General features: G+C 43.8%; 8 protein-coding genes. All 8 read right to left on the bottom strand.

Features of this window, described 5'->3' with window-relative positions:
• Positions 1-143: 143 nt before the first annotated feature.
• The gene (locus FAM09_RS09765; RefSeq protein WP_136576910.1) at positions 144-2,675 is read right to left on the bottom strand and encodes a zinc-dependent metalloprotease; all 2,532 of its coding nucleotides are present in this window, start codon (positions 2,673-2,675) and stop codon (positions 144-146) included.
• A gap of 40 nt (positions 2,676-2,715) precedes the next feature.
• Positions 2,716-4,806 (bottom strand): S9 family peptidase, encoded by a 2,091-nt coding sequence (locus FAM09_RS09760; RefSeq protein WP_243751639.1) that lies wholly within the window; start codon positions 4,804-4,806, stop codon positions 2,716-2,718.
• A 22-nt stretch (positions 4,807-4,828) separates the two neighbouring features.
• A complete protein-coding gene (locus tag FAM09_RS09755; RefSeq protein WP_166437079.1) occupies positions 4,829-5,938 on the bottom strand; it encodes a thioredoxin family protein in 1,110 nt (369 codons plus the stop codon).
• A gap of 17 nt (positions 5,939-5,955) precedes the next feature.
• Complete coding sequence (locus FAM09_RS09750; protein WP_136576907.1) at positions 5,956-6,900, bottom strand: hypothetical protein; 945 nt, start codon at positions 6,898-6,900, stop codon at positions 5,956-5,958.
• A gap of 21 nt (positions 6,901-6,921) precedes the next feature.
• On the bottom strand, positions 6,922-8,433 hold the full coding sequence (locus FAM09_RS09745; protein WP_136576906.1) for a RagB/SusD family nutrient uptake outer membrane protein: 1,512 nt from the start codon (positions 8,431-8,433) through the stop codon (positions 6,922-6,924).
• A gap of 19 nt (positions 8,434-8,452) precedes the next feature.
• Positions 8,453-12,004 (bottom strand): SusC/RagA family TonB-linked outer membrane protein, encoded by a 3,552-nt coding sequence (locus FAM09_RS09740; RefSeq protein ID WP_208025522.1) that lies wholly within the window; start codon positions 12,002-12,004, stop codon positions 8,453-8,455.
• A gap of 246 nt (positions 12,005-12,250) precedes the next feature.
• Positions 12,251-13,480 (bottom strand): FecR family protein, encoded by a 1,230-nt coding sequence (locus tag FAM09_RS09735; protein WP_136576904.1) that lies wholly within the window; start codon positions 13,478-13,480, stop codon positions 12,251-12,253.
• A gap of 97 nt (positions 13,481-13,577) precedes the next feature.
• Positions 13,578-14,180 carry an RNA polymerase sigma factor gene (locus tag FAM09_RS09730; protein WP_136576903.1) on the bottom strand — a complete coding sequence of 201 codons (603 nt, stop codon included), beginning with the start codon at positions 14,178-14,180 and terminating at the stop codon, positions 13,578-13,580.
• Between the last annotated feature and the right edge of the window lie 92 nt (positions 14,181-14,272).

The following is a 14,272-nucleotide window of genomic DNA, read 5'->3' as shown; positions in this document are numbered from 1 at the left end:
AAGACCGCTGTACAATTCTGTACAAATTGTTTTTCGCATACAGCACGTTAGGGCGTGCCGGATAACCAGCCAGCCCGCCATCAAAAAAGGGAAGCTGTAGAAACAACTTCCCCTGAGTACGGATATCACATGAGAAAAATTTATCAATCGCCCTTTACGTCCAGCGCCTGGGTGATCCTTTCTGCCAGGTCCTGCAAATGATAACGGGTCATTTCATCTTTCATAAAAGGTATTGCAGCACGTATTCTGCTTTTCAGCCCCGCTAAACTGGCTTTTGTAACAGACACTACATCAGAAACAGCGTTAGCAGTTGGGCCGCTGCTCTTTTGCGGTGTACCCGAAAAGAATGCAGCAGCGGAGGAAGATGGCGGCTTCACGAAACCGGCCATTTTTTCAACATAGGCTTTTTGCAGGTTACGACGATAGATGCTGATGGGCTGATGGCTGTATAGTTCTCCCCAGATGCCTTTATCGATATCTTTAAACAATTGGCTAATATTGTAGGCAGCGGGGTTCATGGCCGACGCTGCCTGTAAATTACCAAGCACATAACCGTCGAGCAATCTGCCTAATGCCATTTCCTGCATATTATTAATAATAGCAAGGGGAGAAATGCCAACCAATGACAATACTTCATTGTTCACCAACCAGACCGGGGTGGTAAATACCTGTTTGTTTATAAATTCAACCGCTTCCTTTTGGGTTGCAGCCGTTACCCACTCATATACAGGCCCCGGTTGCTCAACGGCCTTGGGTGTTTCATAACGGCCACCTACATTTTTTGTTACATGACCAATGTAGCGGCTAAACTGGGAAAGCAATTCCGTATACATCTCATACAGATCCCCATACCCGTCATCGGGTGTTTTCGTCCATTGCACCAGGTTGGGCAATATCCGTTTCAGGTTCTTTATTCCATATTCACTTGCTTTCATCGCATTATCGCCAATGTCTTCATTTTGCGAGCGGGGGTCATTGGGGCTTCTTTCGTTACCGAACCAATATCGTTTATCTTTTAATTTTTCAATGATCCATTTGTTCAATATGGGCAATTCCTGTTCGGGTGTGGTGGCTTCCGGTATCCACCTGTATCCCCATTCAATAGCCCATTTATCATAATCGCCAATACGGGGGAATAAATTGCTTTGCGAAATACTGTCTTCCGGTTGCGCTACATAGTTAAAGCGGGCATAATCCATAATAGACGGCGTGTGGCCATGTTCGGTAAGCCATTTATTATCCCTTAATTTTTCTACGGGCGTGGTTGAACTGGAACCGAAGTTGTGCAGCAGGCCTAATGTATGACCCACTTCATGCGATGAAACAAAACGGATCAGTTGTCCCATCAGTTCATCATCAAACTGCATATGACGGGCTTTGGCATCAACAGCGGCAGTTTGTATGAAATACCAGTTGTGGATCAGCTTCATCACATTGTGATACCAGTTGATATGGGTCTCTATGATCTCCCCGCTCCGTGGATCTGCTATTTGCGGACCGCTTGCATTGGGAACAGCAGAGGGTTTATAAACCAATGCAGAATGACGCGCATCTTCCAGCGACCAGGAGGGATCTTCCTGAAACGTAGGCGCTCTTCTTCCCACGATGGCATTTTTAAAACCTGCCTTTTCAAAAGCACCGTTCCAGTCATTGATCCCCTGTAAAAGATAAGGCACCCATTTGGCAGGTGTGGCCGGATCGATATAGATCACAATTTGTTTTTTGGGCTCTACCAGTTCACCGCTTTTATATTTTTCTATGTCAGCCTCTTTGGGTTCCAGTTTCCACCTTTCTATAAATGACTGCTCTTTTACCCGTTGCGGATTCGCATCAAAGTCTGTATAACCTTTTGCAAAGTACCCTACCCGGTCATCGGCATAACGTATTTGCATAGGTACTTTAGGCAATAACACAATGGAAGTATTTATTTCCACCGTAAAATTGCCTGTTGGCCCCACCTGGCTTTGTATACCATTCAATAAAGTCATACCCTGGGCAGCCCTTGTATAGGTTTTCAGGGTTTTTATCTCCACATTGATAGGGAATGGCTTTACATCGATCACATAAGATTTATCAGCCTGGTAAGCGCCAATTTTAAATGCCTGCTTTGAAGGGCCAAAAAAGAAAAGATCATTATCGCCGTTGATAATATCTGTCAAATCAATAACGCTACTGGTTATTCCTGAAACAGAATCCTTCCGGATGCTTTTTATATCGAATACAAGGGTTATGGGCTGAATATTTGAATTCATCACTGCTTTGTACAGGGCCTGGGAAGAATCGGCCGAGCGTTCGCTGTACGACAGGTTACGCACAAACAGTTTGTTGTTGGGGCCTTTTTCAAAGCGCAGCACATTTTCATTTAACTCATCGCCGGCATATCCTGCCATGCTACCACGCGAACGCATATCGGCCGCCGCTTTTATCAGGCGGCTTACAACCAGCACATCCCTGCCTAAAATACTGTCGGGTAATTCGAAATAATATCTTTCATCTACTTTATGCACTGTAAACAAACCAACCTGTGTTCTGGCATTTTTAGTAATTACCGAAGCATAGGGCTTGGGACCGGTATTAGCTTTTGCACCGGGTGTAGGTAACGAATCACGGGTTTGCGCACTAACCAACTGGCAGCAAACAAGCGTTACTGCAGTAAAAAGGATCTTATTTATCATTTTATAAATTGTGAGTGATAGTAATGATGTATGCGTTTAATCATTCGCCTAACAAATGCTTCCCGAAATAATGCCGCACTTTGTTCTCATAATAGGTTTTGTATAAGCCTTCGTAATGATGGTTCTGGTTAGGCAGCACCAGCATATCAAAATCCTTTCCTGCTTTTATCAATGCATCGGCCATGCGGTAGGTGTTGGCAGGCTGCACATTATTATCTACTTCGCCGGTTACCAGCAACAAATGCCCTTTCAAATTTTTAGCCAGGGATTGATTCACTTCCACTTTAAATCTGAATGAAACTTTCCCGGTTGCGGTATCCGCTATTTCCTTAATTCCATTAAAGGTTTCGCCCCAACTGCGGAAATAGATGTTGTTGTCGTGATTACCGGCAGACGCCACTGCCACTTTATAAAAGTCGGGATAGGTGCAAATGGCTGTTGCTGCCATGGCGCCGCCGCCCGAATGACCAATAATGCCTACCCGTGAACTATCAATAAAAGAGTAGCGCCTGGCCAGTTGTTGCAATCCGCTTACGTCATCTGCCAGCGCATAGTCCCGCATGTTGCCATAGCCATAGGTTGCATAGGCTTTATTTCGATAGGGCGAACCGCCCCGATGCCCCATCACCACTACAATAAAACCCACCTGCGCCAGCGAAGTATTATTATACTTGTCGAACACGGTAAAGTTGGGCCAAACCGTTTCTATTTGCGGGCCAGGATACACCTGTGAAATGATGGGATATTTTTTGGTTGAATCAAAATCATACGGCTTCCACATGATGCCATACAGATCGGTAATACCATCCGCAGCCTTTACCATAAAAGGCTCGGGCATTTTCCAGCCAGTGGCATACAGGCTGTGGAGATCCGGTTTTATGATATCGCAAATGAATAAGCCCTTTTTGTCGCGGAGTATGGTTTTGGGTTCCTGGTCAATCCTGGAAAAATTATCAATGAAATAATTTCCCGTTGGGGAAAAGAAAACCCTGTGGTGTGCGTTTTCGGGTGTTAACAGGGTTTGCTTTTTACCATCAAATGATACTTTGTACAGGTGTTGCAGATAAGGGTTCCGGTTGGGTTCTTTTCCATAGCCATATACATAGAGTTCTTTTTTCAGTGTATCAATGGAAACAATTCTTCCCGCCGTCCAATTGCCGGGAGTGATCTCGCTTTTCAAATTTCCTGCAGAATCGTACAGATAATAATGTCCCCAACCGCTTCGGTCGCTCCACCAAATTATTTCTTTCCCCCCTTCAATAATGGAAACAGCAAACAGATCGGGATTGATATAGGGCCTGCTCACTTCATGGATGATCGTTCTTACATGACCGGTGGCCAGATCAACTGCGCATAACTCAATTTCATCACCCGTTCTTTTTTTTCGCGTAAAGAATATTTCTTTGTCGCTCGCCGTTGCATGCACAACAGCTATTGCCTGGTCGGCCCATTTACTGATATTTATTTGTTGTAACTGCCTGGATTGCGTATTGCCAATAAATAGTTCGTACTGTGTTACATCCTTGTCTGCGGGGTACTGGTATTTTTTGGTTTCGATCCAGGGCCTGGCTGCCATGGCGTGCATGAGAGAAACTGTTTGCACTTTGCGGTTGTCTTCCCGCACCACATAAAAATATTTTGAATCGCGCATCCAATGTGCCTCGGAAGCAAGCACATGTGTTGTGGATGTATCGAATTCATTGATGCAAAAAGAATAATACAGTTGTGCATCCCTGCTGAGTTGGCTTTCTACCGTGTCGCCTGCTTTTTTCAGGTACAGGTTGTGGTTCCGGCTGTACAACTGCCATTGCCGGTTTGGTGAAACATCCCCTGGTAAATGGGACTTTTCATTTACCGGTTTTGTTTTGGGTTCGGGTTTGTCATCCAGAAGCCGCACACTTTTTTTATCCGGGTCAACAAAGTAATAATTCCTTTTTCCATTCGCCTCCTCCCAATGAAACCAACACTTATCTGTTTCATTAATGAAAAACGGGACCAATTCCATGCTACCCACTACCTTTTCCAATTCAGGCACATCATATTTACCGGCAGCTCCATAATTGGCTTTTTGCGCGGGCAGCAGCAACGGAACGCAAAGTAATATCATCAGGAAGCAACGATCTTTCCTCATATAACGCATTTATCCTGGCTTTTTATTTTTTATAACTCCGGGCTGTTCTTACTAAATTTTGATTTTTGTTGCTTTGAATAATCGCATCCAGCACTTCCTGGTAATGCGGTATAGTTGTTGACCGGGGATTGCGGATCATAGAGATATAATCAAACCCTATCCGTTGATTTTCGGCGGAAAACCCGCCGATGTTCTTTGCCAGTAAAGCCGATACCCGCACCGTGTCTTTTTCCCCGGCAGCCTGTGCAATCATTATTAACGTTATCAATTGCTTTTTGTCTTCCAGCTCAGTACGGCCGATCTGCCTGCGGTAATTGTCAAATTCCTTTTTACTGTAAGGAAAGACCTCGTTATGGGCGTTTTTAAAATACCAGCCACGCAATGTGTACCCGGCAATTTTCAGGTACATATGACGCAATTTGCTTTCCACAACGGCTTTGCCCTGTACCTTAGCGAAATCGCGCCAATGATCGGCCAGGTAATTGAACGTGCGGCTATGCAATTCCGACAGGTACATGGAATATTTGTTCTCGCCAAACAGGAACCAGTTTTCGGGCAGTATCCTTTCTTCAGGCGTTAACATATCGAAGTATTCATTGCACATTTTTATGCCGACGGACACTTCCCTGCCATCCATTTTAATTTGTATGTATTCGCGCAAAAGTTCCTTGGAACGCTCACCTGCATCATATCGTTCATTGATGATAGCTACCTTGTTCGATGGGTTCATTCCCTTCCTGATCTTTGCCATAAAAGAATCTGATGTCATGCCCCCCACAAACCGGTACATAAGCTTCCCTGCTCCGTTCAACAGTAAATAGGTAGGATAGGCTTCTACATGATACTTATCTTTCATAGAAATGCCTTCGCCTTTTTCCATATCCATTTTTACATTAATAAACTGGCTATTGAAAAAATCAGCCACACTGTCCTGTGTAAAAACATGCGCTGCCATTGCTTTGCAGGGGCCACACCATACCGTATAGCAATCTATAAACACTAATTTGTTCGCACTGTCAGCTTTACTAAGGGCCTGGGAAATACTCCCATGCTCAAAATTGATGCTACGGCTTTGAGCATAGGAGTATACTGGATTTAAAAACGGGGCCAAAAACAAAAAAAGTAATCTCATGATCATGTAGGTTTAATTTAGTTGGCGGCATTCCCGATAGCCTGCAGGTCAACATTATAATTGGTGATATAATAATTCCGCACCTTGTTGTAGCGTGTCCGGATCTTTCCATTCACATCTTTGGTTGCATTCAATATTCCCCTGAACGTAGCATCTGTATTAGCCGTACTGGCATTTAGATTTGTTTCTGACATGCTCACCATCGCCATTATGTAGTACCCCCAGTCGAGATCGGCAGTAGGTGAGCTTGAATATGGGTACAAGATTCCCTGGCCATAAGCGGCCGCGTAAGTAGTATACGTAACACTATAATTGGCCACGGCGGCAAAATCAGTGGTTGCCTTCGCCAGTTTACGACCAACAATACTTTGGGCAAAGATCAGGTTTATCCTGGCTGTATACGCTTTCTTGTCAGCAGCTTTCATAGTGTCGATAGCCGGCCCCGCATTACTCACACATATATTGTCGTAATTATACCAGGCCCCCACCGCTTTTGTGCTTTTAACATAGGTTACCGGACTAAAAGAAATGAGGGTTGCATACACAGAATCTATTTTAGTGCAAAGCATAATTTTCGTTGGCAGGTATTCATTTAAAAACTTGTCGGTATAATAACGGAACCAGGTAGAGTCTAAAAGCGCCAGTTGCTTTTTTATATATAGCGGATTGGCCTTAACCATTTCGTATCCTGTGTTCCAAAACCCGGCTGTTGTTGTAGATGGGGTTGCATTTTTCCAGCCGGTGGGGGTCCAGTAAGTGTCTTTATCGGTAAACTCATACAACAGGTAAGTGCCGAATTTATTATAAAAGTTTACAATAGTAGCATCATAATCATTTGTTCCCTGGGGCACTACATACCCCTGATTTTCTTCCGATGGAGTTAATGCCGCTTCCTTTTTTGTGCAGGAACATAGTACTACAACCGTCATCATTATAATCGTAAATAATATTTTATTCTTCATCTGAAAATATTTTAAAGATTATTACCGGGGGTTTTGGGCCAGTTTAAAATTGTTTTCCGTAGCCGTATAAGGTATCGGCAATGCATATATTAAACTGTTGGCCCCTAATGTATAGGTGGTTGCCTGTGCATTGGCGTCAATGAATGTATGGGTTATGGGGGTGGCCCATCGTTTGATATCAAACCAGCGGTGCCCGTCTTCCAGGCACAATTCCCTTCTGCGTTCTTTTTGGTAAAAGTTCCATAAAGAATCTACCGTTGGGGCGTTTACCGGGGTATAACCAACATTCCTGGTATCGTACCGGCTTAAACGCAGGGCATTTAAATCGGTCAGGGCCTGGGTAAAATCTGCAGCCTGGTTATTTGCTTTATACCTGAGTATAGCCGCTTCTGCCCTGTTCAGGTACATTTCGGCTACACGTAACCCCTTGTCTCCATACACTTGTGTAGAACCGATCTTTGCGCTTCGTAACGGATATCGTACACTGGCGTTGATGTATTTGGCAAAGTAAGAAACAAACCGCAGGTCGCCCTGGTCAGTGCTTCCGGTTCCTTTATCATACAAATTACTCAGCTCATCTGATATGGAAAATGGCGGCGTGAGATTGGTGAAATTGACCGGCGGTATATACAGGGCTATATTTGTTGAATTAGAGCCATACACCCAAATAACCTCCTGGCTTGCATTTACATCATAAATGCCGGCCGTGCTAAAAACATTCGTTGCTGAAAAATAGGATTTTAATAAGGTGAGCGGTTTTGCATTTATTACTTCTGTAGCATATTGAATGGACTTATCCAGATCATCGCCGGCACTTCTATATAAATAGAGCCTTGACAATAACGCATATGCGGCATAGTGGCTTACCCGGAATGCATTGTCCGGAGCATAATTATTTTTCAGCAGATCGGCGGCCTGCAACAGATCGCTTTCTATTTGCGCATACACTTCTGCCAGCGTATTTCTTGTTTTCCTTTCATCTGATACCACGGAAGAAAGAATAAGCGGCACACCGGGGGCAGTAGTTGGGTCTATCCCGTTTCCATTGTATGGCTGGCCATAGATGTTTACCAGTTTAAAGTAATAATAGGCCCTCAAAAATAATACCTGGCCCAGCATGGCATTTTTTTCCTTTTCAGTACCGGTTACCTTATTTACATAATCTTTTATCAGGTTGCAGCCATTGATCAGTTTATAATAGATCTGCCAGGAGTCCTGGTCAGATAAAAGTCCGGCTTCATTTCTGTCGAACATGGCCGGGTTCCAGGTATATAACAGGACGCTATTGGTTAAGTAACTTGCATAGGTAGCATTAGGCAGACCGTTGCATTTTATTTCATCCGTCAGCATATCAAGGTAATAATCCGCCACTGTTTGATAGGGATACGCCGAACCGATCATTAAAGAATACAGGTCTTGCGTAGTAGTGGGCCTTATTTCATCGGGGCTCGACTCTTTCAAAAACTTTTTACAGGAACCTAATGATAATGCTGTAAAAAACAACAGTGTTATATATATGAATGAATGCTTCATGATTAATTTAATTTTTGTTTTAGAAACTGGCGGCGAACCTGATTGAAAAGCTACGGGTGCGGGGTTGTGCGCCGGTAGCTACTTCGGCATCCCTTCCTTTATAATCTTTGCTCACCCAGGCAAATACATTCGTTATGCCCAAACCGGCATTGATTGTTTTTGCTCTCATGATCGTGGTTATTCTGGCCGGCAGCGTATAACTCAGATTGATGTTATTAATCCGTAACGTTGAAGCATCTACTACCCGGGCTGAACTATAGTTGTACATTTCGTACACGTTGGAGAAAGTTTTGCCATCCGGTAATAAAACATTATTGGCAACTGCAGATGGCAAACCGGGGAAATTGGCCTGTTTGTTCCCGGGCGTCCATCTTCCCAGCAATTCTCTTGACAGGTTCTCATACTCGGTTGGCAAACCCACCGCTTGTTTTTCAAGCGTAGTATAGGCAGGCGTCAGCATTTTTTTACCGCCTACCTGTAAATACAGGGACGATGACAGCGAGAACATTTTGTACCGGAAATTAATACCCATGCCTGCCGTAAGATCAGGGTTCAGTTTGCCCATGTACTTCATATATGCCGTAGGGTCGGTGGCAGCACTCTTACCATTGGCAACAGCCAGGTTAATGGTGGGATATCCGGTTGCCGTATCGATGCCGGTAAAATCAAATGCCCATAACCCCGATACGGGATAACCATCTACATATAAATTACCCGAGGAGGCCACCCGCCAGTTCGGATTCTGAATACCGGCCCGGTTGAGGGTGTTATACGTTTTTGATGTATTGAAGCTGATACTAAGTGTATAATCTTTTGTTCGCACAGGTATGAACCCAAGGCTTATTTCCAACCCTCTGTTGGTAATGTCGCCGCCATTTACCGGCATGCTCGCAACGCCATACTCAACCGGCACCGGTAATGTAGTGATTATGTCTTTTCCTTTTTTGATATAATACTCAACGGTACCATTGATCCTGTTCTTTAAAAACCCAAAATCAACGCCGAGGTTAACCGTCGCCGTTTTTTCCCAGCGCAGGTCGCCGTAAGGCAGTGAACTCACTACCAATCTGGGCTCTCCGGTAAACAGGTCAACGATCTGAGATGTAAACTGGGTGGGCATTCTGGCAATCAGGTCGGGGCTTACAGTTGAAACCATATTCCGCTGGTAACCAAAAGTAGAACGCAAACTAAAAGTGGATAGCCAGTTCAATTGCCTGGCCCATTCTTCATACATCATATTCCATCGAACACCGCCGGCATATACGGGGTTAAATTTTTCTCCGGTGTATTGACCAAAGCGGTTGGAGGCATCGGCCCGTACACTGAAATTGAATACATACCTGTTATCGTAACTGTAATTAACCGTTCCATAATAACCCATATTATTGGTGATACGGTCGGTTAATATTTTTGCCATGTTCATGTTCAATAACGGATTGGGCGTATTACTACTGGTATAGGTAAGCGGCAACGCCACAAACGCTTTACCGCGTTCGGGTAAATAACCCAAATTGGTGTTGGAGAACCCTTCGTAATGGGAGCTGTTGGCTTCCTGGCCCAGCATTACCGACAGCGCATGTTTCAGATTGAAGATATGCGAATAAGACAGGCTATTGCGCAAGTTCCAGGATACATTCTGGATATTATCTTCATTGTATTCGCCGCCAATGGGCAGCCTGCTGTTCTTATATGGCACATCGGTTACTTTGGCTGTTCCGTAATCATAACCCCTGTAGTTAGCAGCAATATATTCTGTTCTTTCGGTAGCAGAAGAATAACCTACAATATTCGACTGGTTGAGGCTGAACAAACTGCTGAACCGGAGGCCATAGGCAATATCATAGTTAATATTGAAGTTCGTATTTATCGATGTGTTTTTATTGGAAGAAATTGAGTTGCCGAGTTCATTGTTGATATTAAATAAATACCCTGACCTGTTTTTATAAAATAAATTATTACCGGCAGAGTCATAGCCCGGAATGGCCCTGTTTACCGTAGAGGCATATGTGTAAGGGTTCACTCTATAAAACCCGTCGGTAGTAGCTTGCGAAGCAGAAATTCGTACATTAGCAGTAAGCTTATTACTAAGCCTTGTATTCAATCCCACGTTGGCTGTATAGCTTTTCATATCATTCCCGATAGCCGTTCCTTTTGTATCGGTATATCCAAAAGAACCGTAGTACCGGGTATTGGCGTTACCACCCGATAAGCTCAACGACTGGTTTACGCTAACCGGATTGCGGAAAAGTTTATCAAACCAGTTTACATTCACCGTTTCCAGATATTTCACTCTTGCATTGAATTGCTCATACGTGATCCTTCCAAATAAATAATCATCCAATGCGCCGGCATAACCAATGGTATTTACCGTAAAACCGGATGTAAGACCCCGGTCGAATATTTCTTTTGAAACAGCTACTCTTTCTTTGGAGTTCATTAGCTCCAGTTTATCATAAGTAACCTTCTCACTAATATTCACCGTATTGGAATAGGAAACCGTTACCGGGCCTTCTTTTCCTTTTTTAGTATTAATGACAATAACCCCGTTGGCTGCCCGCACCCCATAAATGGCGGTAGCGGAAGCATCTTTTAATACCGTTATATCTTCTATATCATTGGGATTTAACCAGGAGATGGCGCTACCAACAAAATTTCTTACGTAGTCAAAATTGTCGGGCGTAATAGCGCCCAGGGCACCTAAGGTAGCTGCTTTAAAAGGCAGCGGGTCGCTTTGGATAATGCCATCCACCACCCATATGGGATCTTGCGTTCCGGTTAAGGTAGAAACGCCCCGAACGATCGTTTTTTGCCGCGTGCCTACCAGTCCGTCATTATTGATCACCACAAGACCGGGCAATTTTCCCTGTAATGCCTGCTCCAGGGTATTGGTTCCGTTAAACGCCAGTTCCGAAGCCTTGATGGTGCTGGTAGCCCCCGCCACATTCGTTCTTTTTATATGCTGGTAACCTGTACTTACAACAACCGTTGCCGTCATTTCATCCTGGGCTATATTAAGCGTTATAGTATAAGTTCCATTTTCGCCAACCGGCAATTCTTTCGCAACATGCCCTAAAGCACTAAACACCAATATCGAACTTTTACTAACATTCTTCATGTAGAAATTTCCGCTACCATCGGTAACGGTAGCTCTGGATGTTCCTTTTAAAATAATAGAAACACCACCAAGCAGATCGCCTCTTTCATTTTTCACAACACCGCGTACATCTATGTAAGCCGACGGCTTTGCTGTATCTGAAGGAACAGGCGCTGAAATGACCAGGCTTTTTTTTACTACTACAGTAGTACCAATGATAGAGAAGGTAAGCGGCTGGTCTTTAAAACACAGATCCAGCACCTCTTTCAAGGGGGAGTTCACAACTTTGATACTGACTTTTTTTGCCTGTTTCAGCCACGCTTCATCATAGAAGAAAACATACCCTGTTTGTTTCTTTATTTCCTTAAACACTTTGTCCAGCGGCGCTTCCTTTTCGGAAAGCGTAACAATTTGACTGAAGCTGTTGGCGCTGGCCGTCATACAGGCAGCCAATACGATGATTGCAGTCAACTTCATAATACGCAATAGTTTGGTTATTCCCGCAGGGGGATACACAAATTGAGCCGTTAATAACATAACTTCGTGTTAGTTTGGGTTTTACAATATTTACTCCCGATGGTTATATCGGGTAAGCAGTCCGTCGAACGATTGTTATAATAGGGTTAACCCAGGCTATTCGCCGGGAAGTGTTACCAGCACAACCCGGTTTTTTTTTTGGATCAACCTGAAAAACTCATTTTTCTATACTAAATATTTTACCGTTTAATCGACAATCAGCTTTTTACCTTCCAGCCGGCATTTTATATTGCTTTCATTCAGGATCTTCAATACGTCGGAGAGGTTGGCGCTTCTTGAAATTTCGCCACCAAACGCGCGCTGCGGCACCTCGCTCTTATAAACAATATCTATATCATACCACCTGGCCAATTGTTTCATCAACTCAGCTACGCCGGTATTACCAAAATGAAAATACCCGTTCTTCCAGGCCATTACCTGATCAAGGTCAGGTGAGTGGTTAGTAGCAAGTAGCGAGTGGGCGCCCAGCACGGCCTGTTCTCCAGGTTGCAGGATCACTTCGTGTTTTTTGTAATCAGAAGCGGATTTCCCACTAGCCACTTGCCACTTACTAGTTGCTACCTTTACTTTCCCTTCCAATAAGGTTACTTTGGTATCCTTTTCATCATCATACGCATTCACATTAAAATGCGTTCCCAACACTGTAATTTCCAGATCCGCCTTTTGCACGATAAAAGGCCTGGAGGCATCATGGGCTACTTCAAAATAGGCTTCCCCGGTAACGAGCACTTTTCTTTCATTTTTTCCAAAAGCAACCGGGTAGGTAACAGAACTGCCTGTATTCAACCATACATGGCTTCCATCTGCCAGTAGCAGGTCAATGACCTTACTACCCCTGGGATTTTGCAGGGTATTAAACTGATTGTTGGTGGCCGTTTCCCCGGCAATTGGCTCATATGCTATTTTCCCATTGTCCAGCTTTACCAGTTTTACATTATCCTGAATAGCTAACTGCCCGTTGCCGGCGCTGTCGAGCAATACCTGTTGTCCATTTGCCAGTACAATGGTGGCCTTGTTATTGAGGGGGGCTTTAACATCATTTATTTGCTCATGGGTATTCACCTGGTCAGCTTGTTTACCTGGTTTATTAAATACCACTAAATAACCAATCCCTGCCACCAGCATAACCATTGCAGCCACTGCTGCCCCTTTCCACCATATTATTTTTTGGGGTGCTTTTTGTATGGTCGCCCCCTGTGGGGTTTGTAGTATCTGCCCCAGCATGTATTCCCAGTCAACATCTTTCACGGCTACCCCCTGTTCAATGTTATTATATTGCTGGTACAGAAAAGGATGCAGGGTCCCTTCATCTGTTACAGACATATATTCATACAACTCTTTCAACTCCTCCAAAGAGCAGGCCTTCGCAGCATTTCGTTCGAGCAGGTATTGTAACCTGTCGGGGGTTATTGACATTTATTAAAAATTTAAAGGTTTAATGATAAAAGGATAACCGTGTATTAATATAAACACATGTCACAAAAGGATAGGACCGGAAAATTTCAACTTTTTTTTAGAATAAGAGCTGGGCATATTTGATCCAGAAAAGAATAGCAATTAAATCGCTGTAAGGATGAAGGCTGCCTTTGATCTGTTTCAGGGCTTCTACCAAAATGTTTTTCACCCGGCTTTGCGATAAGCCAAGCATGGCGGCAATTTCAGCATGGGTAAGTCCCTGCTCCCTGCTCAGCCGGAATATGGTTTGTTTTTGTTCGGAAAGTTGGGATACCGCCTTTTCAATGATTTCCTTTACTTCAGCAGAACGAAGTTTTTCTTCGAGGGTATTATCCAGTTCGGCCTGGTTTGCCCACGCCTGAACAATAAGACGCTGGTCAGAGGCGATCTTGCGGATGTAGTTTAGTGTTTTATTCCGGGCAATGGTATAAATATATTGGGCGGGGTTATCTATTTCGGCCAGTTTGGGGGCAGTTTGCCAGACTTTCATAAATGTATCCTGCACAATTTCTTCCGCATCGGCCTTTGAATGAATTAATTGCTCAACAAAAACGAAGATGCGGTTTCTATAGAGCTCAAAAAACTCCCTGAAAGCGAAGGCATTACCTGCTGCAACCTGCTGCAACAGAAGTTTCTCTCTATAGTATGAAGTAGCTGCCAATGCCTTTTAATTGTACATTTCACGTTATAATAAAGACAATAATATTAAAAAAATGCCCAATTAAACAAACTGATTTTGTAAATGGTATAGCT

The organism is Niastella caeni, assembly GCF_004834005.1.
In the GTDB taxonomy this organism is placed as follows: Bacteria; Bacteroidota; Bacteroidia; order Chitinophagales; family Chitinophagaceae; genus Niastella; species Niastella caeni.
Note: the sequence above shows the minus strand (reverse complement) of the source record. Positions and strands in the feature narration are given on the sequence as shown.

Coding starts and splice junctions, on each gene's coding strand:
- FAM09_RS09735 (WP_136576904.1), bottom strand. CDS start 13,480: ATGTCAATAACCCCCGACAGGTTACAATACCTGCTCGAACGAAATGCT.
- FAM09_RS09765 (WP_136576910.1), bottom strand. CDS start 2,675: ATGATAAATAAGATCCTTTTTACTGCAGTAACGCTTGTTTGCTGCCAG.
- FAM09_RS09740 (WP_208025522.1), bottom strand. CDS start 12,004: ATGAAGTTGACTGCAATCATCGTATTGGCTGCCTGTATGACGGCCAGC.
- FAM09_RS09745 (WP_136576906.1), bottom strand. CDS start 8,433: ATGAAGCATTCATTCATATATATAACACTGTTGTTTTTTACAGCATTA.
- FAM09_RS09750 (WP_136576907.1), bottom strand. CDS start 6,900: ATGAAGAATAAAATATTATTTACGATTATAATGATGACGGTTGTAGTA.
- FAM09_RS09760 (WP_243751639.1), bottom strand. CDS start 4,806: ATGAGGAAAGATCGTTGCTTCCTGATGATATTACTTTGCGTTCCGTTG.
- FAM09_RS09755 (WP_166437079.1), bottom strand. CDS start 5,938: ATGAGATTACTTTTTTTGTTTTTGGCCCCGTTTTTAAATCCAGTATAC.